The following is a 23613-nucleotide window of genomic DNA, read 5'->3' on the forward strand; positions in this document are numbered from 1 at the left end:
ATAAAAAGGCCCCGCGTCGTCAGATGCGGGGCCTTTTGTTGTACTGGTTTTCTTAGTCTTACTCTCAGTCTTAATCTTAGTCTCTGCCTCAGCCTATCAGCTTGGCCAGCCGTGACCTCTCCTTCATCAGCCGCGCCTCGCCCTCCTCCAGGGCCTTGAGAAGCCCCTTCTTGGCGCTGTAGGCCATGTCCTTGCCGCGGTCCAGGATCTCCGAGGCCCGCTCGCCCACCTCCTCGGCCATCTCGCCCACCTGGTCGGTGAATTCCTCCACCGCCTCCAGGGCCTCCTCGCCTTTGCGGCGCGCCTTCTTGGCGTAGCGGCCGAGCTCCTTGCGGGTTTTCTCGCCGCTTTGCGGCGCATACATAAGCGCGACCCCTGCCCCGATAATCCCTCCGGCCAGGAGCAGCATTGCCCCAAGCATCACCTTGTTGTCTCTTTCGGCCATAGCCCCTCCTCCTTCGCCGCGTTGTTTTTTTCGCACTGCCTCCCTATACTACCCGATGCCGTCTCTTTGCCAAGCGCGCTTCTCATTATTGCTAGGAAGCACTAGGCGAAGCGTGTATAGTTGTACCGTTATAGAACACCCAGAGAGAGACCCGCGAGGAGCACCATGGATCAAAAATACGATGTACTTATTGTCGGCGGAGGCCCCGGTGGTGTGGCCGCCGCCTACCTGTGTCATAAAAACGGCCTAAGCCACGTTCTGATCGAGGGAGGCAAGTCAATCTTCCAGGGCATTGCCAACACCTACCCCGAAGGGAAGAACGTGTATCCCTCCAAGCCCAAGGAGAACCCGGAACCGTTCCTGGTCGAAGAACTGCGTCCGCCCGATAAACCGGTCACCGTAGAGAAATACATCCAGTACGTGCAGCACTTCGTCCAGCACGAAGGGCTCAACGTGCTCACCGACACCCAGTTCGAGAACATCGAGGAAGGTCGCGACTACTTGAAGGTGCACACCTCGAGAGGCACCTTCCAGGCGAAGAAGGTGCTGCTCGCCTTCGGTAGTTCCATTCCTAAGGAACTCTCCGTGTACGGCGACGCCAAGATGGTCGCCAAGGGGCTCGACGATCCCAAGAAGTACATCGGCGTGCGCACCCTGGTGATCGGCGGGGGCAACTCCGCGGCCGACGTCATCATCTCCATCTTGAAAGAGAAGAGAAACGCCAACGACAAGGAGCCGGTGTACTGGGCGCACGTCGCGGAGACCTTCGACGTCAACAAGGAGACCGCGCAGCGCCTGGGCGAGGAGATCCTACTGGGCGGCAACATCAGGCTTTTGCCCGGCGCCACCCCGAGGATCGGCGAAGTCGACGACGAAGGCGTGGACCGTTTGGTGATAAGGGTCAGCGAGGACAAGATGGCGGGCGGCATCGAGCGCTATCACGCCATGAGCTTCCCGATGAAAAACGTGATCGCCTGCATCGGCAGCCAGGGTCCGACCTCCATCTACGACAAGATCGGCGTGCAGACCATCGCCTGTGCCGAGGGCGTATGCCAGGTGGCCAAGGAAGGGGATCGTTTGCTGCTTTTGACCGCCGATTTCGAGTCGACGCGCAAAGGGGTCTACGTGATCGGCGGTGCCATCTCCCCGTCCTACATGCGCATCAGCAAGGGAGCCATCCATGAAGAACGCCACCCGAACCTGATCTACACCGCCGTCAACGACGCCCACCACGTCATCGAGGCCATGCTCAAGAAGATGAAGAAGTAAACCACCATTACCGTTCCCACCACCTAAGCAGGCGCCCCTCTGGATCAACGGTGCCGTTGCCATCATATGAGTAGTCGCCCCGACGTCCCCCCCTTTTGCGAAGGGGGGACAGGGGGGATTTGCCTTTGATTCCAGCCAGTAGCAAGCCAAGCCCCACAAAAAAAGGGGAGCCCCAGCCAGGCTCCCCTTTTCAATTCTATTTATATTTAGCCAGTACTAGCCCCTAGCCCTCAGCCCCGCAGTCTACTTCATCTCTTCCTTAAGCCCCTCGATCACCGCCCTGACCTCGGCGATCATCTCCCTGGCCTGCGGCGAGTGCTCCCTCTTCAGGTAGTTCTCGAAGTGCTTGATCGCCTCCGCGGTGCGGTCCTCGTCGATGCAGATGTTGCCCAGGGTCAGGTAGCTCATGGTGAAATCCGGGTCGAGCCGGATCGCTTCCAAGGTCTCGCGCTCGGCCGCCTCCAAATCGTCCATGTCGTAGTAGAGCTCGCCCAGGTTGAAGCGGGCGGTGGCGTCGGTGGGGTCGATCTCGATGCCGCGGTGGTAAGCCGCGATCGCCTTCTCGTTGTCGCCCAGACCGTAGTAGAGGTCCCCCATGGCGTTGAGCGCGAATACGTTGCGCGGATCGAGCTCCAGCGCCCTCTCGAAAGCCTTCAGCGCGTCGTCGGCGCGCTCCATGGCGTTGTAGACCAGCCCCATGCTGACGTAGCCGTCGCACTCCTTGGGCTGCAGTTCGGTAACCTTGCGGTAGCAAGCCAGCGCGTCCTTGTGCTTGCCCGACTCGAAGTAGACGTCGCCCAGGGCGGTGAGACCGTCCAGGTCCTGCGGGGCCAGCTCCAGCCCCTTCTTGAGGGCGGCGATGGCGTCGTCGTTGTGTCCCGCCTCGGAGTGTGCCTCGCCGAGGTAGAAATAACCCTCCGCATTCTGGGGCTCCAGCTCGGTGCAACCCTTGAAAGCCTCGATGGCCTGTGCGTATTCGCCGGACTCCATCTGCGCTATGCCACTTGCCAGCTTTTCCTCAAAAGTTGTTGCCATTGCCACCTCCACGACTCCAATCGGATTTCATTGGCGCACACTATAACAGAGAAGCCCCCCTTTTGCCAACTTAAGAGCTGCTAAAAAAGCATTAAAACCTTTCACATCTCATTTTTCTCATTTATACTGCGACCATCACACGCAAAGGGGAAGGCAATGCCAGAGGAGGCTGGTGAGCAACTGGGACTGAGGACATTGGAGGATATCAGCGCGCTGATTCTCCAATCCCACGATCTGCAGGAGACTCTGGACAACATCGTTAACCTGGTCGCTAAGAGGATGTCCTCCGACGTCTGCTCCATTTACCTTTTGGAGCCTGACGGCGAGACTCTGCGCCTGCATGCCACCCGCGGCCTTTCCAGGCTCTCGGTCGGTATCACCATGAAGATATCCGAGGGCTTAACCGGCCTGGTCATGGAGCAGCGCGGCGTGGTCGCCACCGACAACGCCCCCCGCCACCCCCGCTATAAATACTTCAGGAAGACCAAGGAGGAGAAGGTACTCTCCTTCCTGGGCGTCCCCTTCTTCGAGCGCGACACCCCGATCGGCGTCCTGGTCATCCAGAACCGCGAGGCCCGGACCTTCACCCCCCAAGAGATCAGCGCGGTCTCCACCATCGCCTGGCAGATCTCCAGCATCGTCTCCAACGCCAAACTGCTCGACTCCGTGCGCAAGAAAGAGGAGGAACGCGCCTTCTTCGCCGCCGAGGTAGACCGCCTCAAAAAGAGCGGCGTCCTGAAGGAAGGGGGGCGCCCTGCCCGCAAGTCCCCCTCCTCCGCCGCCCTGACCGGCATCGGCATCTCCCCCGGCTTCGCCCTCGGCAAGGTCTCCATCCTGCACCACAGGGGCCCCAGCGAAGAGGCGGTCCTGGAACGGGTCCGCCCGCGCGCCGAAGAGCTGAACCTGTTCCAGCAGGCCCTGGAGAAAGCCCGCATCCAGACCATCTACATGGAAAAGCGGATGGGAGAAATCCTCTCCGAGGCGGACGCGGCCATCTTCCACAGCCACCTGATGATCCTGGAGGACCGCGGCTTCATTGCCAAGATCACCGCCCTCATCGAGGAGGGGCTCGGCGCGCACCGCGCCGTGAACCAGGTGGTCGAGGCCTACGTCTCCGCCTTCGCCCGCATGGAGGACCCCTACCTGCGCGAGCGCTCCGCGGACATGGAGGACATCGGCCGCCGGATCTGCGACGCCCTGAACGGCCACAGCAAGCACCGCGAGCGGCTGCGCGAGGAACGCATCATCGTGGCGCGCGAACTGCTCCCCTCCGACCTCGCCATCATGGACCACGGCAAGGTGATCGGCATCGCCACCGAGAAGGGGAACCAGAACGCCCACTCCGCCATCATGGCCCGCGCCCTGGGCATCCCCGCCGTCTTCGGCGTCGAGGGGCTCCTGCAGCGGGTCGGCGTCAGGAGCGAGGTCGTGGTGGACGGCAATTCCGGCTGCGTCTACGTGAACCCGGACCAGGCCGTGAAGCAGGAATACGTACGCCTGCAGGGTGAATTCGACCAGAGGCAGCGCGCCCTGGAGGAAATCCGCGACCTCCCCGCCCGCACCCCCGACGGCTGCACCGTCTCCCTTTTGGCCAACATCGGGCTTTTGAGCGACCTCAAGGTAGCGCACCTGCACGGGGCCCAGGGGGTCGGCCTGTACCGCACCGAGTTCCCCTTCATGACCCGCGCCTCCCTCCCCTCGCGCCAAGTGCAGGCCTCGGTGTACCGCAAGGTGCTGGAAGGGTTCCCCGGTATGCCGGTGCACATCAGGACCCTGGACATCGGCGGCGACAAGGGGCTCTCCTACTTCCCGCACCCCAAGGAGGACAACCCGTTCCTGGGGTGGCGCTCCATGCGCCTGTCGCTGGACCGGGAGGACATCCTGAGGGAACAGCTGGCCGCCATCCTGATCGCCTCCGCTTCCGGGGAGTGCAACCTGATGTTCCCGATGATCTCGGGAGTGGACGAGGTGCGGCGCATCAAGGTGATCCTGGCGCAGGTTAAGGAAGAGCTGGTCCGGGAGGGGCGCAGCTTCGACGCGGAGATCGGTTTCGGGATCATGGTGGAGCTGCCGGCGGCGGTGACGGTGATCGAGATGCTGGTCCGGGAGGTCGACTACGTCAGCATCGGCACCAACGACCTGATCCAGTACACGCTCGCCTGCGACCGGAACAACCCCAGGGTCAGGAAGTGGTACGACCCGTACCATCCGGCGGTGCTGCATTCCATCAAGAAGGTGGCGGATGCCGCAGCGGCCGCGGGTAAACCGGCGTCCTTATGCGGCGAGATGGCGGGAGAGCCGATCAACGCGGTACTGCTCATGGGGCTTGGATTGCGCTGCTTCAGCCTGTCGGCGCCCAACCTCCCGAGGGTAAAGGAGGCGGTGCGCCGCATCACCCTGCGGCAGGCACAAAAGATCGGCGACCGGGTGCTCGCCATGGAGAGCGCCCAGTCGATAAGGGAATACCTGGAAGCGGCCCAGCGGGAGCTGGGGCTGTAAAAACAAAGGCCGGGCCCCAGGCGGGACCCGGCCTTTTTCACGCTATATCCAGCAGTCGCCGCCGTCGTAGTTCATCTGATCGGAGCCGTTTTTCCTGGAGCGCATCTTGGCGTTTTTCACGCACCCTTTCAGCTTGTCCAACGCATCGTCTTTCGCTTCGCCCAGCTTCTCGCGGACCTCGCGGCCGGTCTTCGGGGTAAAGAGGAGAGCGGCACCCGCAGCTACCGCGGCTCCGGCCAGGAAGGCCAACAGAGCGGCCTGTTCGCTTTTCTTCGACATGTCGTATGCTCCTTTTGGTTCTGGAAGTTGAAACCGGAGAAAAATGTGCAGTCATTCTTATCACATTCCGCAACGCAATAAAACCCCCAACCGCAAATAATGACGCTTTTCCTTCGCTACGTTTTCTGGTTTGAATTGGGTCGCATTAGATGCTACTATCCGTTGATAAAAAATCCGCAAAGGAGATGTGCATGTTTTCCTTCAAGAAATCGACCGTGCCTGCCGCTGCCGCCCTCCTGATGGCCCTTACCCTCCCCGCAGCTGCACTTGCCGAAGAAGCAGCCGGCAGCGCCGCGGCGGAGCCGGCCGCGAAGACAGCGCCCAAGCCTGCCCCAAAAGCGAAGAAAGCCAAGAAACACGCCCAGAAGGGGGCCAAGCCCGCCGTCAAGGCCAAGACCGCTACCAAGGCGGCCGCCCCTGCCGAAAAGAGTGCCGCGAAGCCGGCAGCGAAGGCAGCCGCGCAGGAGCAAAAGGAAGCTGCCAAGGCGCCCGCCCCGGAAGCCGCCAAGGAAACGGCCAATGCGCCGGCTGTCGATCAAGGCAAGGATCCGCTTCAGGAGGCCTCGGAACTGGCCAAAGAGCAGCAGCAGAAGGAGCAGTCCCTGCAGTCCCAGCACCCGGCCAACATCGCGGTGCTCCACGTCAACGGTTCCGTGATCACCAAACTCGATCTCGACCGCGCCCTGAAGGTCATGATGGCGCAAAGCCAGGTGAAGCAGCCCCTGGCTGCCGATGCGCAGAAAGAGGCCGAAGCCGCCGTGCTGGACCAGCTCACCTCGGTGGAGCTTTTGTACCAGGAGGCCGTCAAGCTCGAGATCCCCGACCTGGACAAGCAGATCAACGACAAGGTGTCCGAGAATCGGGCCAAGTTCAAGACCGACCAGGAGTTCATCGACGCGTTGAAGAGCGTCGACATGACCATGCAGGACATGCAGGACTTCACCCGCAAGGACATCGTCATCAACAACTTCATCGAGCAGAAGTTCACCGCCAAGGCGGCGGCAACCGACGCCGAATCCAAAAAATTCTACGAAGAAAACAAGGATCAATACTTCAAGGTGCCGGAAGCCGTGCGCGCCAGCCACATCCTGGTGAGCGTCGACGAGAAAGCGACGCCGGAGGAGCGTAAGCGCGCCAAGGAGAAGGCAGAGGCGCTACTCAAGCGGGTCAAGGCCGGCGAAGATTTCGCAGCCGTTGCCAAGGCCGAGTCCTCCTGCCCCTCCGCCAGCCAGGGTGGCGATCTCGGTGCCTTTGGCCGCGGCGAGATGGTTCCCGCCTTCGAGAAGGCCGCCTTTTCCATGAAGACCGGCGATGTAAGCGGCGTGGTCGAGTCCGAGTTCGGCTACCATATCATCAAGGTAACCGACCGTCAGGAAGCCGGTGCCGAGAAGTTCGAGAACGTGAAGGACAAGATTGCCGATTTCCTGAAGCGTCAGAAAGTGCAGCAGGAAGTGACCACCCTGGTGGAGCAGCTCAAGAAGACCGCCAAGATCGAGAAGAACTAGTTCCAGATTCTTTAATCCAGATATAAAAAGGGCCCGTAACTACGGGCCCTTTTTTCGTTCGTTAAACTGCCGGAACCAACAAACATTCTCGATGCACGTCACCTCACGTCCTCCCCTTTGTGAAGGGAAGACAGAGGGGATTTGCCTCTGTTTCAGCCGCCCTCAGGCCCCTAAGCACTAGATCCCACAAAGCGCAGCCCCCGCCCAGGCGTCCCCCCCTTTGCGAAAGGGGGGACAGGGGGGATTTGCTTTTGACTTCCCCCTCCCCTACGCCGCCGTAGTCGGCGGCGGCACGAACACCCTGGCCGCCAGCTCGGTGTCCAGCATCAAAAGCCCCTGCCCGTTGTCCCCGATCAGCTTCAGCTTGCCGATGATATCCCTGTCGTTCTCCTCCTCCTCGATCTGCTCGGTGACGAACCACTGCAGGAAGATGTTGGTGGCGTGGTCCTTCTCGGACAGGGCGAGGTCGGTGAGCTCGTTGATGGAGGCCGTGATGGTGAGTTCGTGCTTCAGGGTCTGCTCGAACATGTCCAAAAGGTTCTTGAACTCGGCCGGGGGTGCGGCGATCGCCTGCAGCTTCACGTGCTCGCCGCGGCTGTTGATGTAGTTGTAAAACTTCATGGCATGAACCATCTCTTCCTGGTACTGGACCATGAACCAGTTGGCGCTCCCCTTGAGTCCGATGGAAGAGGCATAGGAAGACATGGAGAGGTAAAGATAGGCGGAGTAAAGCTCGTTGTTCAGTTGTTTGTTGAGTGCGGCGCACAGCTTGTCGGTCAGCATCAGGTGTTCCTCCTTGTAATCAAATAGCACGTGGTCCTGCATATCTTGTCATTGTCATGCACGTACTATGTTACCCAAGGCTGTGCCGTTGGCAAGCAGGGTATACGCAGAGGCAGTTACTGTCTCAGGCCCGCGAGACAACAGGCCGCCTGCCCGAGCCGGTCAGGTAGTGCTTGTATCCCTTCCGGGCCGGCGTCCTCAGGTAGAGGAACAAAGTGGCGAACTCCACCAGCGCCTTCAGGTAATCCGCCATGCAGACCTTGGACCCCTTCACGTCACGCCATTCCTGCAGCGGAAACTCAACCCAGTTGGCGCAGACCTCGGCGCTGGAGGCTTCCAGCACCAGGGGAAACCTGGCCAACAGCTCGACATCAAAGGTCCAGCTGACTTTGAAGGGACTGGAGAAGACGATTTTCAACGCGGTGGAATTGCGGAAGATCTTGGCGCCGCACTGTGTGTCGTAGATATTGATGCCCAGCAACAAGGAGGCGAAGGTGGCGAAGATCCTGCCCAGGTAGTGCCTGAGCGCCCTGCGCTTGATCTTTCTACCCAGTAACCGGACGCGCGCCCCCAGTACGGCATCGACCTGGCGCTGCTCCAGCACCCCGCAGAACTCGGGGATGACCTCGAGCGGCGTCGCTAGGTCGGCGTCCCAATACCCCACGTAGTCGAAAGGCCCCTCGGCTGCCTCCAGGATCCCGCGCCTGACCGCCTCCGCCTTGCCGCAGTTGACCTCGAGGTCGAGCACGTCCACCTGGGCTGGATTTTCATCCCTGATGGCATTGAGAACCCGCAACGTATCGTCGCTGCTGCCGTCGTTCACGAAGAGAAAGGACAAGGAGGGATCGGTGCGCAGGGCAGCGAGGAAAGACTGCGGTTGCAGGCGCTGGGATTCGTTGTAGCAGGGGACGACTATCCTTGTTTTTCGCACAGCACCCATCCTGTCAGGCCCGGTATCTTGAAACCGAACCGCCCCGCGGCAAAGAGAATCTTGTTGTCCAGCTTAAGAGCAAGGTGAATCAGGGAGGTGAGCAGAGGTCCTTTGCGCCAGTGCCCCACCCCTTCCGAAGAGCCCGCGCATTTGAGCAGCTTGAACAGCACCAATTTCGGCAGCAGCAACGAGAAGAAAAGGTAACCGCATCGGCGGGACGTCAGCCCCGCCTCCTCGACCACCCGCAGTAACTGCGGCAGGCTATAGCGCCGGTAGTGCCCCAGGAAGTAGTCGTGCCCGCTAAAGATGGCCTGAAACGCCGGCACCGTAATCAGGACCAGCCCTTTGCCCGCCACGTGCCGCTCGGCGATGCCGGTAAGAAAGGAGAGATCATCCTGGACATGCTCCATCACGTCCAGCAGCAGCACCACGTTGAAGTCCCCCTCATCGGGCAACTCTTTCCTGAAGGAGATTCCCCTCTTGGTGGCGGCGAACTCGGCAAGCTGTTGATCGGAAAGGTTGGTATCCACAGCGGTGATCTTCAGCCCCGGGATCTCCTTGCCAAGAGTTTCGGCGACAAAGCCGTCGCCGCACCCTATATCGAGGACCCGCATTCCCGGAGTCACGAAGTCGGACAGAATCTCTTGCAAAGCATCCACACGGGAAGTTTCCCAAGGATGTCTGTTCTGATTGTCCGCCCGTGCCTCTTTCAGGTCCATCCGCCGTCACCATGCCTTTGTCAGGACTGTTTAAAATGACGCAAATGTCTCACATCGCCAGTGCATAGTCAACGCTGCGCTTAAAGCCCCCTCCCCTAGAGTACCCCCCCCCGAAGCCCGGAGAATGCAGCCCACGAAGCGCTCCACGTGAATCCGCGTCCCCCCCTTTTGCGAAGGGGGGACAGGGGGGATTTGATTAGCAGCCCTAAGGTCGCCCCTATTTCCCGATTTTGTCTATGAATACCTTGATCAGATCAATAGGCACCGGGAAGATGGTGGTCGAATTCTTCTCCGCCGCGATCTCCGTCAGCGTCTGCAGGTAGCGAAGCTGCAGCGACATCGGCTCATTCCCCATCACCTGCGCCGCCTGAGCCAGCTTCTCGGAAGCCTGCAGTTCGCCCTCGGCGTGGATGACCTTGGCGCGCCGCTCGCGCTCCGCCTCCGCCTGCCTGGCGATGGCGCGCTGCATCTCCTGCGGCAGGTCGATGTTCTTCACCTCGACCGTGGACACCTTCACCCCCCAAGGCTCCGTCTGCCGGTCCAGGATCTCCTGGAGCTCCTTGTTAATCTTCTCCCGGTTGGCGAGGAGCTCGTCGAGATCGACCTGCCCCAGCACGCTCCGGAGCGTGGTCTGGGAAAGCTGGCTGGTCGCGTAGAGGTAATTTTCCATCTCCACCACCGCCCGTACCGCGTCCACCACGCGGAAGTAGATCACGGCGGACACCTTCACCGTCACGTTATCGTGGGTGATCACGTCCTGAGAGGGGACGTCCATGGCGACGATGCGCAGCGAGACCCGCACCAACCGGTCGATGCCGGGGATGATCAGCACGAGCCCGGGTCCGCGCACCTTCTTGACCCGGCCCAGCCGGAACAACACACCGCGCTCGTACTCGGGCAGTATGCGGATCGCGTTGGCAAGAAAAGCGACGATCAGAAACAGGACGATAAGGACCGGAAACAGGTTCACGACATTCATGATTCCCTCCGCGGAGACTCCTTAATATAAGACGAAAAACCCGCGTAAGTATATCGGAACAAGGCTTTACGTCAAATATGCATATTGCCAAATGCGTTCATCCATGCTATTGAAGAAATCTCTAACACTGGGAACTTACCTAATGAAACCCACCATAAAAATACTGCTCATAGAAGACGACGACGGCAGCCGCGAGGCGATGCTGATCCTGCTCAAGGCGAGCGGGTTCGCGATCAAGGGATGCTCCAGCGGCAAGGAAGGCTTGGACCAGTTGGCGGGCGAGCCGTTCGACATCGTCATCAGCGACCTGTTCCTGCCCGACATGAACGGCATCGACATCCTGACCCGGGTGAAGCAGGACTCCCCGCGCACCGAGGTCATCCTGGTCACCGGCCACGGATCCGCAGAGACCGCCGTGCAGGCGATGAAGAAAGGCGCCTACGACTACATCACCAAGCCCCTCAACATCGAAGAGCTGCGCATCATCATCGACAAGGCCGTGGAAAAGGGGCAGCTGTTAAGCGAGAACGTCTACCTCAAGAAGCAGTTGCTGGACAAGTACGAGTTCGCCAACATCATCGGTAACTCGCAGGCCATGCAGCAGCTCTTCTCGCGCATGAAGCGGATCATCAAGACCGACTCCACTGTGCTCATCCTGGGCGAGTCCGGCACCGGCAAGGAACTGGTCGCCAAGGCGATCCACTTCAACGGCAACAGAAAGGACAAGCCCTTCATCGCGGTGAACTGCTCCGCCATCCCCGAGAACCTTTTGGAGAGCGAGCTTTTCGGGCACGTGAAGGGAGCCTTCACCGGCGCGGTCAAAGAAAAGGTGGGCAAATTCGAGGCCGCCAACAACGGCACCATCTTCCTGGACGAGATCGGCACCCTCCCCATGCACCTGCAGACCAAGCTCCTGCGCGTGCTCCAGGAGCAGGAAGTCGAGCGGGTCGGCTCCAACAAGCAGATCAAGCTCGACGTGCGTGTCGTTTCCGCCACCAACGTAAACCTCGAGGAGGAAGTCGCGCGCGGCAACTTCCGTGAAGACCTCTTTTACCGGCTCAACGTCATCCCGGTGCTGATCCCTCCCCTGCGCGAGCGCATCGAGGACATCCTCCCCCTCACCCGCCATTTCCTGGAGAAGAACTGCCGGAGCATGCAGCGTCCCATCATGCACCTCGACAAGGATGCCCTGGAGGCGTTGGAGGCGTACCCCTGGAACGGCAACGTGCGCGAGTTGGAGAACATCATGGAGCGGATCGTCGCCCTCACCGAAGGCGACGTCATCACCCTGCGTGACCTCCCCGCCAACATCGCCAAAAACTACCAGGAAGGCACCCACTCTGTCAGCGTCACCCCCGCCGGCATCGACATGGTGCAGGCCATCAGCGAGATCGAGAAGCGTATGATCGGCGAGGCGTTGCAGTTATCGGGCGGGGTCAAAGCCCGTGCCGCTGCCATGCTCAGCATCAATCGCACCACATTGGTGGAAAAGATGCGCCGCCTCGGCATGCCCTTGTAGCCTTTCTTCTTCCTCTCCCGCCCTCACCACCTGTCGTAGGTCTCTAGCGGAAACGCCCCTCGAAGCTTCACCTTTACAGTGATGAAATATTTTTATATATTCCGATCTAACTTAGCTTCCGGATCGATGTGGGAGGATGGGCAAAAAACTGCTCATCCTCCCAATTGCCCACCCCTGTGGGTGTGCAAAATCAGCGGATTGGAACCGGCAAACGAACAGAGCGGCGGTTACGTCTTGCTGAAGATTAGCGCTAATCGGCTCATTTCATGGGCGTCCCCCTGCTGCCCAATTCTGTAAAAAGGACCACAAAATGGAAAACCAATCCATAACTGCTACCCCTGAACAAGCCCCGGTTGTGCATCCAGGTACTGCTGACGCCGCCGAGGAAGTAGTCGAATCAGCGAAAACATGTCCTTCCTGTAATTACGACGGTGATATCGAATTCTCGACCTGTCCAAGCTGCGGAATAATCATACAAAAGCATCTCAAATTAAAACTGCAAAGGGCCAACTTGTCGACATCCAGCGAGGTCGATGCGGCAGGAGAAACTTCGCGGTCGCCAAAGATGGCTATGCTCATAGTCTGTTTACTGGTAATGGTTTTTATTGGGAGCATATTTTACCGGGTAAGCACCAGGCCTTCATCGTCCCGCCCAACAAACGATACGTCCAGCCCATCGGTCCCCGCAACGTCCGATAACCTTGCCTCCAATGCGCCATCGACCAATCCGTCGGCCGAAACTGTGCCCCCTAACCCTACCAGCCCCCCGAACACCCTGGCTAACTCCCTAGGTATAAAGATACATAAAGTAGTTTTTGCTTCGGATGTGGACGCCTCCAACCTGCCGGTGAACGATCTCTCCAGAGTTCCCTTCAACGGAAAAAAAATAGTCGTCCATATCAAGATGGAGATCCCCCCCGAGAAGGCTTACCAGTTCACAGGCAAGTTCTATGACGCGGACGGAAAACTAGTGATGAACATTTCCTCCCCCAGCTCTCCAACGTTGTCGGTATGGTCCGCTTGGTATTATCACAACTTTGACAGGGCCGTTGATAAGCCAGGGGTCTGGAGATTCGTCTTTCTCGTCAACGGTGAACAGATCTTAGAAAACCCAATTGAAGTAGTCGATCAGTAGGAATAGTCGAAGAGGAGTAATGTGACTATCGATCCGCTTTTGGAAGAGCGTCTTCAGACAGCATTGCATTGTCGCCATCCGAGGTTGTGGTTGCACCTGTTGCGCACGCTGGCAAAAGGCAAACCAGTGACTAAGGCCAGCATAGCTGTCGCCCTCGACATGGCCCTGAGTGACGTAGATATGGCTGTGATGGGTTTTAAAGACACGGTGTACGACGGTGATGGCAACATCGTGGCTTGCGGACTTTCCCTGATCCCGACGCCGCATCGCTTCAGCGTTGACGGTCGCAATTTGTTCACATGGTGTGCACTGGATGCCCTAATGTACCCCGTGGCACTGCAGCAGATGGCTCTGGTGGAATCACAGTGTCCGGTTACAAAAGTTGTGGTTCGGTTAACGGTTACACCAACGGGGATTACCGCCCTGACTCCGGCCACATCTGTGGTCTCCCTCGTGATACCTGCCGCCCAGGTGGGTTGCTGCAATGTGCGCAACGCTTTTTGCAGCCAGGTCCATTTCCTGGGCTCGCCTGAGACTGCCGATGAATGGCGATCCAGCCACCCGGAAGCAAGGATCCTGTCCGTTGAAGAAGCCTGGCGTCTGGGAAGTGCAGTAGCCCGGCGCCGCATGGCTGACGGGGACATCGGGTCACGGTTCTGAGATATTCAAGAACGTTCCCCTCCGTCCCCTTCTTTATAAACTGATATACGTCCCCCACTGTCTCCGTTCGCGCGAAAGGTTGATTAGCGGGAAGTGGCGCCTTGCCTCACGGGAGGAATACCCACTCCGACGGTGCCGATCGCGCGTGTCCCTATAGCCGCCGTACCTAAACAGCCGGTGATCTCCCCGTTCCTGATCACCCACACTCCCTGCTGGGGTACTTCAACCTGACAGACCATGCCCATCGCGACGCCGCAGTCGGGGGCGCTGAAATTGACGCTATGGTCTACCTGCCCGTTGTATGAACAATCGCAGTCACAATGGAACGTTTGCTGCTTTGGCAGAGCCAACCCCTGACTGGTTACCCCAAAAATAACGCCGAGCCCCAAACCGCTGATCACCAAGGATTTTGATAGTCGCCGCATTGCGTCCCTCCTCTGGGTAGGTGATAATTGCTGTGCAAGGGGAGACACTACTACAAAATTAGCGCACGTCAATGTGGCGGCAAGATTATGCTGCAACGGGGCTGAAGGAGAAATGACATGCCTGCAAAGAACACGATCTGCCTATGGTACGACGGCGACGCCGAAGAGGCGGCACGCTTTTACGCCGCGACCTTTCCCGATTCCTCCGTGGACGCGGTGCACTTCGCACCGGGAGATTTCCCTTCTGGTCGCAAGGGTGACGTGTTGACTGTCGAGTTCACCGTCATGGGGATCCCCTGTCTCGGGCTCAATGGCGGTCCCGAGGTGAAGCACAACTGGGCCTTCTCGTTCCAGGTAGCAACTGTGGACCAAGCCGAGACTGATCGCTACTGGAACGCCATCGTCGGCAACGGCGGGGAAGAGAATGTGTGCGGCTGGTGCCAGGACAAGTGGGGGCTGTCCTGGCAGATCACGCCGATCGCCCTGACCAAGGCGATAACCGATCCCGATACCGCGGCCGCCAAGCGCGCCTTCGAGGCGATGATGCAAATGAAAAAGATCGACATCGCCGCTATCGAAGCTGCTTTTCGCGGTTGAAAATGGTTGCGGATTATCCTTCGGCAGGTTAGCCTCCCGATTAGATCTGAAACCTTCCTATGAACAGAGGAGTCCATGAAGACTGCAGAAGCTATCGTGCGCTGTAACTTTGAGCGGCATGGGGATGCCATACTGGAGATTTTCAACGATGCCATCCTGCACTCCACCGCTCTCTACGAATACCAACCCAGGACCCGACAAATCATGCAGGATTGGTTCGAGGCCAAAGGGGCCGGCGGCTTCCCGGTGATCGGCGTCGAGGACGGCGAGGGGGTGCTGCTGGCGTTTGGCAGCTATGGCACCTTCCGGGCCTTTCCCGCCTTCAAGTACACGGTGGAACACTCGGTCTACGTGCACAAGGACCATCGCGGTCGCGGCCTGGGTCGGACCGTGATGCGGGAGTTGATCGCGGCGGCACGGGAGAATGAGGTACATGCTATGATCGGCGCCATTGACGCGACCAACACGGGAAGCATAGCCCTTCATGAGCAGCTCGGCTTCAAACACGTCGGCACCCTGCCCCAAGTCGGCTTCAAGTTCGGCCGCTGGCTAGACCTCGCCCTCTACCAACTGCTGCTGGATACGCCCGCCCATCCAATCGAGCCTAAACCAATCAGGCCGTGAGACTTGATTGGGGGTGCCGCCTCCAGGTCTTCCTTACAATTACGGCCTCCATTGTTCGGAGCCGCAACCCTCCAATTAAGCCTCAGCAAGAGAGGCGACCTGTCCCCTGAACCGGGTTGCCCCCCCTTACATAACTTGGCGTCGCCCCCCTTCAAAGTCCCTGTCGGTTTCTTTTACATCCATTTCTCAGGCCCACATTACTCCTTGCAAGGCAACTACTTCCACATTTCGCCGGCAAGCGCTCTGTCGAAAGTCTACAAAGTAGCGTGATATTAGCACGTTCCGCATGTCGGATCCCTTTACATTCAGTAAAACGCCAACGTGGCCATCTTCCCCAAACGGCTGAAATAAGTATTAGTTTTATGTATGGCAGTGAATTTGCTTATTTAAACAGAATTTCAAGCAACGACTCTCATTGAAAAAACCACAGGCCAACACAGGCAACATCAGCACATCCCTACAACAAGAATCGAATCGTCAACACTAACAAGGGGGGCGCGTATGGCTAGCTTAGTTACTTCTTTGTGCACTAAAAGCTTGAGAAGAGTTTCGCTATTGCTTTTGACTGTACTTCTCTTTGTTGTACCGGCTACTTCGTGGGGCGCTCCTTTCTCCAAGTACTTTAATTTCGTCCAGCCTGATCATGAAACAATAGTCCTTTGGGGAGAAGGTGATGATTTCCATGCGATCTTTGAAACTACCGAGGGTTATGCCGTGGTTTTCGACAACAAAAAAGGCGCGTATTTTTATGCGACCCGCTCCGAAGACGGTAAACAGCTCGTTTCCACCGGGGTACTCGCACACAAGCAGGCTCCTGCCAACCTGGTCCGCCACATCCGTCTCGACCCGGAAGCTGCTTCTGCAGCCGCGCAAGCCCGTCGCAGGCAGTGGGAAACAGAGACCGGCCTGTCCGCTCGCTGGGCATTGCTGAAGTCCCAGAATTTACATCCTGCCGCCTCCGTTACTACATCTGGAGCCCAGACATCGCCACCAGCCACCAGCACCGTAGGTACTAAAATTGGGTTGACTCTGCTAATCGATTTTCCGGATGTGCCCGCTACCATAGGCGCGACGGAAATTAGCAGTTTCCTCAACGGCGCCTCATATGCCGGCTATGAAAACAACGGCTCCGTTCGACAGTATTTTGGTGATGTTTCCGGAGGACGTCTTGACTATTCCAATGTGGTAACCATGTACGTTCGAATGACGAAGCCTAAAACCTATTATGACAATACATCTCGTGATTGCGGGGCTCAGGGGCGCCTTCTGATCAATGACGCATTGGCAATCTTGAAGGCAAGAAGCGATTACGCGAGTGACATCTTGCCAACATTCAATACCCTGACGACCGACGGGGCAGGAGACGTTGTAGCGTTCAATGTTTATTTTGCCGGTTCAGACAGCGGTGTGTGGAGTTACGGGCTTTGGCCCCACTCATGGGTGCTGGCAACCGGAATTCCGTTGGGAAATGGGAAATCAGTTTACAGTTACCAGGTAACCAACGTGGGCGAAACCTTGGAACTTGGAACGTTCTGCCACGAAAATGGTCATATGCTCTGCGGGTTCCCCGACCTGTACGACTACGGCTATGATTCCGTTGGCGGTGCCGGCGACTTCAGCCTGATGGGTTACGGCGGGAGCGGTAAAAATCCTGTTGAAGTCGACGCTTACCTCAAAACCGCAGCGGGGTGGGCCACGATAACAAATTTGGATAGTTCATCAAACCTTGTGGGAACGCTTCTGTCTGCCCCTACCGTTGGCAGCGATAGTTTCTACCGCTTCAGCCGGCCGGGGGTAGCGACTGAGTATTTCCTGCTCGAAAACCGTCAAAAGGTGGGGCGGGACGCAGGACTTCCCGCTGCAGGTGTCGCTGTCTGGCATGTGGATGAACTAGGAGAACGTGACAATCAAAGCCTTACTCCGAACCAGTCCCATCATAATTACGAACTCACCCTGGTTCAGGCGGACAACCTTTGGCATTTCGAAAATTATGTTAACCCCGGTGACGCTCGCGATTTGTATTACCTTGGCAACGGCGCAGCCGCTTACACCAACACCATTGATGAATTCAGCGCTCCCAATACGAATTGGTGGGACGGTTCAACGTCGGGGATGAAACTGAGTAGCTTTGGTGCACCAGGAACGACCATGACCTTCAACATCGGGGTCGTCAGCTCCAAGGATTTTGTGATAACCGCTACGCCAAATGTGCTGACGGCGTCACAGGGTGAGGGTGCTTCCACAAGCATCACCGTTATTGCGAACGGGGGATTTAGTTCTGACGTTGCCCTCTCCGTGTCGGGTGTCCCCGAAGGAGTAACCGCTCTGTTGGATAAAGAGACTATTACAGCCGGGGCGGGCACTGCAGCGCTTGCAATCACCATCGGGCAAACAGCACCGGTGGGAACTTACACGCTGAAGGTAACGGGAGGCAGTGGCGCGTTAACGCATGATGCATCCATTATCTTAACGATCACCCCATCTCCCACCTACGCAGTGAGTGGGACTGTGAAGTATGGAAGTGAAAGAGGTACGCCGATTGCTGGAGCTGAAGTTGCCATTGGCGAGAAGATTACGTCCACCGACCGAAAGGGAAAGTTTTTGATCACCGGGGTTCAGGTCGGCACATACCCCCTTTCCATCAGCAAGACTGGATTTTATAGTTACACCGATAGCTCGTTCAATGTCGGTTCCGATCAACGAAGCCTGATCTTCTACCTCACGCCGATACCAACTTACTCAATTAGCGGCACCGTCAGGGCTGGAAGTGCGACCGGCCCCGTTCTGGCGGGAGCAACGGTATCCATAGCCGGCAAGTCCAGTATTACTGGAAAGAAAGGGACCTTCGCGGTAACCGGGATTCTGGCGGGAAGCTACCCCCTGACTGTCAGCAAAAGCGGCTACAACTCGTTTACGGATCCAGCATTCGTCGTAGAGTCTAGCCAGAGCGGATTGAACCTTTTTCTGTTGCCTCAACCTTAAGCGACGGACTATTAATTAAGCTAGAAGGCTCCAGGCAGTACGAAAATTGCAAACGGGAGCCTCCAGAAAATGGGATCTAACCGGTAATGGCCATTTACACAAAGGATTTTACAGGCCCCAGCCGCTGACTACAAAACCTTTGAAAAAGGGGGGGGGTTAACGGGTGCATCGTTAGGAGTCGCGGGTACATCGTTAGCAGTCGCGGGTCCTTAGTTAGCGGTCGCGGGTCCTTAGTTAGCAGTCGCGGGTCCTTAGTTAGCGGTCGCGGGTGCATCGTTAGCAGTCGCGGGTGCATCGTTAGCAGTCGCGGGTGCTTAGTTAGCAGTCGCGGGTCCTTAGTTAGCAGTCGCGGGTACATCGTTAGTAGTCGCGGGTGCATAGTTAGGGGTCGCGGGTACATCGTTAGTAGTCGCGGGTGCATAGTTAGTAGTCGCGGGTGCATAGTTAGGGGTCGCGGGTGCATCGTTAGTAGTCGCGGGTGCATCGTTAGCGGTCGCGGGTGCATCGTTAGCGGTCGCGGGTGCATCGTTAGCGGTCGCGGGTGCATCCGTGGTGAACGTCGCAACGCATTTTCCGGTCCCGGGCGGACGGATAATTATTGGATGCGGGTACAAGGAATAAGGTGCGGGAGGCATGTAGCTTCCCGTTCTTTTTTTGCAGCGCAAATGATGAAATTAAGATGAGCGGTACAGCAGGTGGGAAGGAACGGGAGGGTGCCATGCGGCACCCTCCCGGGAAAGGCGGGATCAGGTAATCAGGACGCTGGTGATCGAGGACCAAGGACCGGGGCCGTCAGGACCATGGTGCCTCATCCGGAAGAAGGTGTTGCCAGTGTTCAGGTTCTCCAGGACCATGTTCTTGGCATCCGGGAACATCGACTTGTGGAACCAGTCCGTTTCTACAGCTGGGTCTTTCGTGTTGATGTGAATCTCGTGGTTGTAGGCACCCGGCGCCGAACTCGCGCTGGCCACCGCTTTTCTCGGTTCCCCAGTGTTGGTCACCATGAAATCCAGTGGCGAGGTCAAGGGCAACCTGGTCCTGCGGTGATTTCTGCGTTCCTGGGCGATGCTGAATCCAGTGGTGTACAGGGCATCGGGATTGCGTGTCGACAATGCTTCCAGGAAGGAGGCCATCTCGTCGAGGATCAAGATAAGTTCCTCCATAAGTTTGTCCCGTTCCCTGATCAGAATCCTGTCGCCATTGCTGGCCAGGCGGTAGGCGGTTTCCAGTGCCGTCACCTTTTCAGCATGCTGTTGCCGCAGGGCAAGGCTCGCCCCCCAGGCGGAATCAGGGTAGTTCAGGTTGTTCGTTAGGGAGTGCCTCACGTTCAGGTTGAATGAAAGGAAATCTTTCGGGCCACCTCGTCGAAAGTCCCGCTTTATCCTGCGCTGCAGCTTGCCCATTGTTGCCTCCTTTGCCCAGGTGCGTTGGTTACACGCGAAAAATTAGACTGCGCTAACAGGCTAAAGAATATAAAGCACCAATGCAGATGTCAAGCTGCGGGCGCAGGTGCATGCCTTCATGCGGAGGTGAAGAAGGTGACGCGTGATGTCTGGAACAGTGGCATTAGTTCTTGAAATCGTTCGCACTTCTTGCCAATATGGCACCGCTATTCCGCCAGAGGAGGAGCCCACTGCAGCTTCGGTTTGGATTTTCCTGTGCCGGACTGTGGCTCCTCCTGGGGTACTCGATCAGCAATTGGCTGTTTCCCCAGCAGCAACTGCTTCACTTTTTCGGAAAGCGGAACGGAGGTCTCCCCTACCGCGATGTCCCGGATATCCTTGGCTGGTCCGGACAGCGCGACGTTCTGCACCTCGCCGGAGGCGTACCTGATGACGAGGGTGTCGGCTAGCGCCGTCCCGCTAAAAGCGAGACAGATGGCCGCCGCGGTAAAAGAGTTCCGTTTGCAGTTCACGCTGATTCTTTTTGGGGTCATGCTCCACTCCTTCACTTTGGATTCCCTCACCCCGCCGCTCTCCATAACAACAAGGGATACAGGGCTTAGGCTATTAACGAGGACACCACATGTACAACTACGACGAGCAAATGACCGGTTTCACCTCCCCCTTCCAGCTCCCCGGCTGGATCGCCTGCGCTCCCTTCGAGGAGTACCTGGGGATGGTGATCGAGGAGGCCGAGGCGGGGCGCGCGGTACTCAGCATGCCCTTTAAACTGAAACTGGCGCAGGGGGTGGGCCTGATGCACGGGGGAGCGATCACCTCTCTCGCGGACACCGCGGTGGCGATGGCGATCAAGAGCATTCTCCCTGAGGGATCCGACTTCGTCACCGTGGATCTGCACCTGAAGTTCTTCGCCGCGGTGCGCGAGGGGACGGTGCGCGCGGTGGCGCGCGCCATACCCAAGGATGAACGCAAGATCGTGGGTGAGGCGGAGATCTTCAACGGCGAGACTAAGGTGGCGGAATTTTCTGCCTTCTTCATTGTTAAGAGGAAGGGGGGCGTTTAGGGGCGGCGGTTTTGAACAAGAAGCAAATCCCCCCCGTCCCCCCTTCGCAAAGGGGGGAACCCTTGGGCAAATCCACCTGCCCTGGCAATGGAGAAACGACTCATTTACTGCGAGTACTCTTTCCAGACAAAGCCCGTTTCGGCGTTGAACTTCGTGATGCCTTCGCTGTCCTGCATGCTGCCGGTAAAGGCCTCGTCTTCCTCCCAAAGGATGCCGTCCGGCATGAGCACCCGGGCCACCACAGCCTTGCCGGCTACGGTCTTGGCCCCGAGCTGCTTGGTCTTGCCCCCCTTGTTCAACTCGAAGATCTTAAGCGTGAACTTCATCGCCGCCGGCTCTTTACCTTCATTTTCGGCGGTGAAGGTGTAGATCCCCTCCCCCGTCTTCTCGATTACCGCTTCCTTGGTCTTCTCCTGGGTTTTGACAACGACTGGCGACATCTTCTGCTCGCGCCTGGCCTCGCTGCGGGTCATCGCCCTTCCCCTTCTGGATTTCGGGTACTCCTTGAAGGTTACGTTCACCTTGACGTCGCCAGTTCCGGCGACAATGAGTTTCAAGTCGCCGTGCATGGAGGGAATGACGATGCCCTTCTCCTCCGGCGGCTTCTCGGAAGGCTTCGGCCCCACCGTTTCTTTTTTCACCGGCTCGGCGGGCTTTACCGGTGCCGACAACTGGGCGGCGGCCATGGCGGCAGCGCGACGGCCCTGCTCCGCCTTTTCGGCGGCCAGACGCTCCCGCGCCATCTGTTCCGCCTGGGCCCGCAGCGCCGCCAGGCGCTCCGCCTCGCCCCTCTTGCGCTCCAGCAGTTCCTGATCCTGCCTCTTCTTCTCGGCTGCCGCCAGACGTGCCAGTTCCGCCCTCTGGGCCACAGCCTGCGCCTTCTCCTGCGCCAGCTTTTCCTGCTGTGCCCTCAGGGCGGCCAACCGCTCCTGCTCCGCCTTTTTCTTATCCTGCGATACCTGTTCGGCGAGCCTCTTTTTCTCCGCGGCCGCCTGGCGTTGCTGTTCCGCCTTCTCGGCTGCCAAACGTTGACGCTCCCGCGCCTGCCGCTCCGCCTCGGCGCGCTGAGCAGCCTTACGCTCCTGCTCGGTCTTTTTCTTTTCCTCCGCCAGACGCTGCTTCTCCGCAGCGGCCAAGCGCCGCTGATCCGCCCTCCTGGCTTCCAGTTGCTCGCGCTCGCGCGCCTGCCGCTCCGCTTCGGCACGCTGTGCGGCCTTGCGCTCCCGCTCGGCCTTGCGCTTTTCCTGCATGGCCTGCTCGGCCAGCCGCTTTTTCTCTGCCGCAGCCTGACGCCGCTGTTCAGCCTTCTCGGCTTCCAGTTGCTCGCGCTCGCGCGCCTGCCGCTCGGCCTCGGCGCGGTCTGCGGTCTTACGCTCTCGGTCAGCCTTGCGCTTTTCCTGCAACGCCTGCTCGGCAAGACGTTTTTTCTCCGCAGCGGCCTCACGCCGTTGTTCGGCCTGTTCCGCTTCCTGTTGCGCCCGCTCCTGCGCCTTCCTTTGCGACTCGGCACGCTGGGCGGCCTTGCGCTCCTGTTCGGCCTTACGTTTTTCCTGTAACGCCAGCTCGGCAAGCCGCTTTCGCTCGGCCGCAGCTTCGCGCTCCTGCCGGGCCTTTTCCGCCGCAAGTTGATCCCGCTCGCGGGCGAGCTCTTCGACTCGAGCGCGCTCCGCCGCTACCCGTTCCCTTTCGGCTTCCCGCTGTTCCTGCTCTTCCGCTTGGGCCTTGGCGACGGCCACGCGGCGTTCCTGTTCCGCCTTCTCGGCGGCGGCTCGCTCCCGTTCCCGGACCTGCCGTTCCTGCCGCGCCCGTTCGGCCGCGCGTTGCTGGAGTTCCGCCTGCTTTTTCTCCTGTAATTCCTTTGCGGCCCGTTTCGCCTCGGCGGCCCGCCGCCCCTGCTCCGCTTTCTCGGCTGCGGCCCGTTCCCGCTCGAGGGCTAGTTTTTCCTGCCGCGCCGCCTCGGCGGCCTTACGCTCCAGCACTGCCTGCTCGCGGGCAACCTTCTCCTGCTCCGCTTTCACCTTGGCGGCTTCGGCGGCCTTGCGTTCGGCCTCTTTTCTCTCGGTCGCCTTACGCTCGGCCTCTTTTCTTTCCGCCGCCTTGCGTTGTCGCTGTGCCTCTGCCTCAGCCTGGCGCTCCATTTCAGCCTGAGCTACAGCGAGACGCTTGCGCTCGGCCTCCTCGCGGCCCCTGGCCTCCTCGGCCGGGTCGGGTTGAGGGGGAGTCTCCGGCTCCTCCACCTCGACCTCCTCATCCTCTTCCTGGTCGGCCTTGGACTTTGGCGCCAATACCGGGGTCTTCCTCGGAGGAGGCACCGGTTTTCTCGGCTGGGCGGCAGCCACTTTGGTGGCGACCATCTGCATGGCAGGCTCGTGGTCGGCCGCTTGGGCGACAGGTTCCTCGGGGATGTTTTCCGGCTGGGAAACAGCGGGTGCGGGAGGAGTTGCAGTTGGGGCACCGGTGGAGAGTGCAGCGGCGGGTGCAGCCGGCGGTGCTGCGCTGACCTGGTCCGGGGTGGCGCTGACGGCCATGGGGACGGACGAAGGGGTGACCCATAGGATGTCGAACTTCGCTGCGACGCCGGTTTGCGGGTAGTAGAGCGCGGTCGAGGAGAGCACGAAAAGCAGCAGGGCATGGACCACCACCGAGCCCAAGCTGGCCCAGATGATTCCGAGCCGGTCCACTTTTCTGTTCAACCACACGTAATCGTCCATAGGATCCGTCTACTCCACCTGATGGCCGCGCCTTACTGGCAGCGGTGTTC

20 protein-coding genes are annotated in these 23613 nt (G+C 58.9%); 10 read left to right on the forward strand and 10 right to left on the reverse strand.

Annotated features, from left to right (window positions below; genetic code table 11):
- Nucleotides 1–88: 88 nt before the first annotated feature.
- Nucleotides 89–445, reverse strand: coding sequence for a YtxH domain-containing protein (locus JFN90_RS03395; protein ID WP_199393696.1), 357 nt, complete (start codon nucleotides 443–445; stop codon nucleotides 89–91).
- A gap of 165 nt (nucleotides 446–610) precedes the next feature.
- Here JFN90_RS03395 and JFN90_RS03400 point away from each other — a divergent pair, with 165 nt between their 5' ends.
- Complete coding sequence (locus JFN90_RS03400; RefSeq protein ID WP_199393697.1) at nucleotides 611–1714, forward strand: NAD(P)-binding domain-containing protein; 1104 nt, start codon at nucleotides 611–613, stop codon at nucleotides 1712–1714.
- Nucleotides 1715–1957: 243 nt separating this feature from the next.
- On the opposite strand, the gene JFN90_RS03405 is transcribed toward JFN90_RS03400, so the two are convergent.
- Entirely contained in the window at nucleotides 1958–2749 is a 792-nt protein-coding gene (locus JFN90_RS03405) for a tetratricopeptide repeat protein (RefSeq protein ID WP_199393698.1), read from the reverse strand.
- 156 nt (nucleotides 2750–2905) lie between these two features.
- Between JFN90_RS03405 and ptsP the strand changes: the two genes are divergently transcribed.
- Nucleotides 2906–5248: a phosphoenolpyruvate--protein phosphotransferase gene (gene ptsP, locus JFN90_RS03410; protein ID WP_199393699.1), complete on the forward strand. Its 2343-nt coding sequence runs from the start codon at nucleotides 2906–2908 to the stop codon at nucleotides 5246–5248.
- A gap of 42 nt (nucleotides 5249–5290) precedes the next feature.
- Here the strand turns inward: ptsP and JFN90_RS03415 are convergent, their stop codons facing one another.
- Nucleotides 5291–5527 (reverse strand): YtxH domain-containing protein, encoded by a 237-nt coding sequence (locus JFN90_RS03415; protein WP_199393700.1) that lies wholly within the window; start codon nucleotides 5525–5527, stop codon nucleotides 5291–5293.
- 191 nt (nucleotides 5528–5718) lie between these two features.
- Here JFN90_RS03415 and JFN90_RS03420 point away from each other — a divergent pair, with 191 nt between their 5' ends.
- Nucleotides 5719–7032, forward strand: a complete 1314-nt coding sequence (locus tag JFN90_RS03420) for a peptidylprolyl isomerase (RefSeq protein WP_199393701.1) — start codon at nucleotides 5719–5721, stop codon at nucleotides 7030–7032.
- 267 nt (nucleotides 7033–7299) lie between these two features.
- Here JFN90_RS03420 and JFN90_RS03425 read toward each other — a convergent pair whose 3' ends face one another.
- The 4 genes from JFN90_RS03425 to JFN90_RS03440 all read right to left on the reverse strand — a co-directional run bounded on the left by JFN90_RS03425 (nucleotide 7300) and on the right by JFN90_RS03440 (nucleotide 10444).
- Nucleotides 7300–7815, reverse strand: coding sequence for a ferritin (locus JFN90_RS03425; RefSeq protein WP_199393702.1), 516 nt, complete (start codon nucleotides 7813–7815; stop codon nucleotides 7300–7302).
- A gap of 124 nt (nucleotides 7816–7939) precedes the next feature.
- Nucleotides 7940–8746, reverse strand: a complete 807-nt coding sequence (locus tag JFN90_RS03430) for a glycosyltransferase (protein ID WP_199393703.1) — start codon at nucleotides 8744–8746, stop codon at nucleotides 7940–7942.
- On the reverse strand, nucleotides 8728–9396 hold the full coding sequence (locus tag JFN90_RS03435) for a class I SAM-dependent methyltransferase (protein WP_199393704.1): 669 nt from the start codon (nucleotides 9394–9396) through the stop codon (nucleotides 8728–8730). Before JFN90_RS03435 ends, JFN90_RS03430 begins: the two co-directional genes overlap by 19 nt.
- 286 nt (nucleotides 9397–9682) lie before the next feature.
- The gene (locus JFN90_RS03440) at nucleotides 9683–10444 is read right to left on the reverse strand and encodes a slipin family protein (protein WP_199393705.1); all 762 of its coding nucleotides are present in this window, start codon (nucleotides 10442–10444) and stop codon (nucleotides 9683–9685) included.
- Between the two features lie 142 nt (nucleotides 10445–10586).
- Between JFN90_RS03440 and JFN90_RS03445 the strand changes: the two genes are divergently transcribed.
- The 6 genes from JFN90_RS03445 (at nucleotide 10587) to JFN90_RS03470 (ending at nucleotide 18386) form a co-directional block, all read left to right on the forward strand.
- On the forward strand, nucleotides 10587–11963 hold the full coding sequence (locus JFN90_RS03445; RefSeq protein ID WP_199393706.1) for a sigma-54-dependent transcriptional regulator: 1377 nt from the start codon (nucleotides 10587–10589) through the stop codon (nucleotides 11961–11963).
- 310 nt (nucleotides 11964–12273) lie between these two features.
- Nucleotides 12274–13098, forward strand: coding sequence for a zinc ribbon domain-containing protein (locus JFN90_RS03450; protein WP_199393707.1), 825 nt, complete (start codon nucleotides 12274–12276; stop codon nucleotides 13096–13098).
- 21 nt (nucleotides 13099–13119) lie between these two features.
- A complete protein-coding gene (gene merB / locus JFN90_RS03455; protein ID WP_199393708.1) occupies nucleotides 13120–13758 on the forward strand; it encodes an organomercurial lyase MerB in 639 nt (212 codons plus the stop codon).
- Between the two features lie 542 nt (nucleotides 13759–14300).
- The gene (locus JFN90_RS03460; RefSeq protein WP_199393709.1) at nucleotides 14301–14780 is read left to right on the forward strand and encodes a VOC family protein; all 480 of its coding nucleotides are present in this window, start codon (nucleotides 14301–14303) and stop codon (nucleotides 14778–14780) included.
- Nucleotides 14781–14876: 96 nt separating this feature from the next.
- Nucleotides 14877–15404, forward strand: a complete 528-nt coding sequence (locus JFN90_RS03465) for an N-acetyltransferase family protein (RefSeq protein ID WP_328755305.1) — start codon at nucleotides 14877–14879, stop codon at nucleotides 15402–15404.
- 501 nt (nucleotides 15405–15905) lie between these two features.
- A complete protein-coding gene (locus tag JFN90_RS03470; RefSeq protein ID WP_199393711.1) occupies nucleotides 15906–18386 on the forward strand; it encodes a M6 family metalloprotease domain-containing protein in 2481 nt (826 codons plus the stop codon).
- A gap of 746 nt (nucleotides 18387–19132) precedes the next feature.
- On the opposite strand, the gene JFN90_RS03475 is transcribed toward JFN90_RS03470, so the two are convergent.
- Nucleotides 19133–19789: a hypothetical protein gene (locus JFN90_RS03475; RefSeq protein WP_236018839.1), complete on the reverse strand. Its 657-nt coding sequence runs from the start codon at nucleotides 19787–19789 to the stop codon at nucleotides 19133–19135.
- A gap of 206 nt (nucleotides 19790–19995) precedes the next feature.
- Nucleotides 19996–20322 (reverse strand): hypothetical protein, encoded by a 327-nt coding sequence (locus JFN90_RS03480; protein WP_199393712.1) that lies wholly within the window; start codon nucleotides 20320–20322, stop codon nucleotides 19996–19998.
- An 89-nt stretch (nucleotides 20323–20411) separates the two neighbouring features.
- Here JFN90_RS03480 and JFN90_RS03485 point away from each other — a divergent pair, with 89 nt between their 5' ends.
- Nucleotides 20412–20852: a PaaI family thioesterase gene (locus tag JFN90_RS03485; RefSeq protein ID WP_199393713.1), complete on the forward strand. Its 441-nt coding sequence runs from the start codon at nucleotides 20412–20414 to the stop codon at nucleotides 20850–20852.
- A 104-nt stretch (nucleotides 20853–20956) separates the two neighbouring features.
- Here JFN90_RS03485 and JFN90_RS03490 read toward each other — a convergent pair whose 3' ends face one another.
- Entirely contained in the window at nucleotides 20957–23563 is a 2607-nt protein-coding gene (locus JFN90_RS03490; RefSeq protein ID WP_199393714.1) for a hypothetical protein, read from the reverse strand.
- Nucleotides 23564–23613 lie beyond the last annotated feature (50 nt).

It is taken from the genome of Geomonas propionica (genome assembly GCF_016458235.1).
GTDB lineage: Bacteria > Desulfobacterota > Desulfuromonadia > Geobacterales > Geobacteraceae > Geomonas > Geomonas propionica.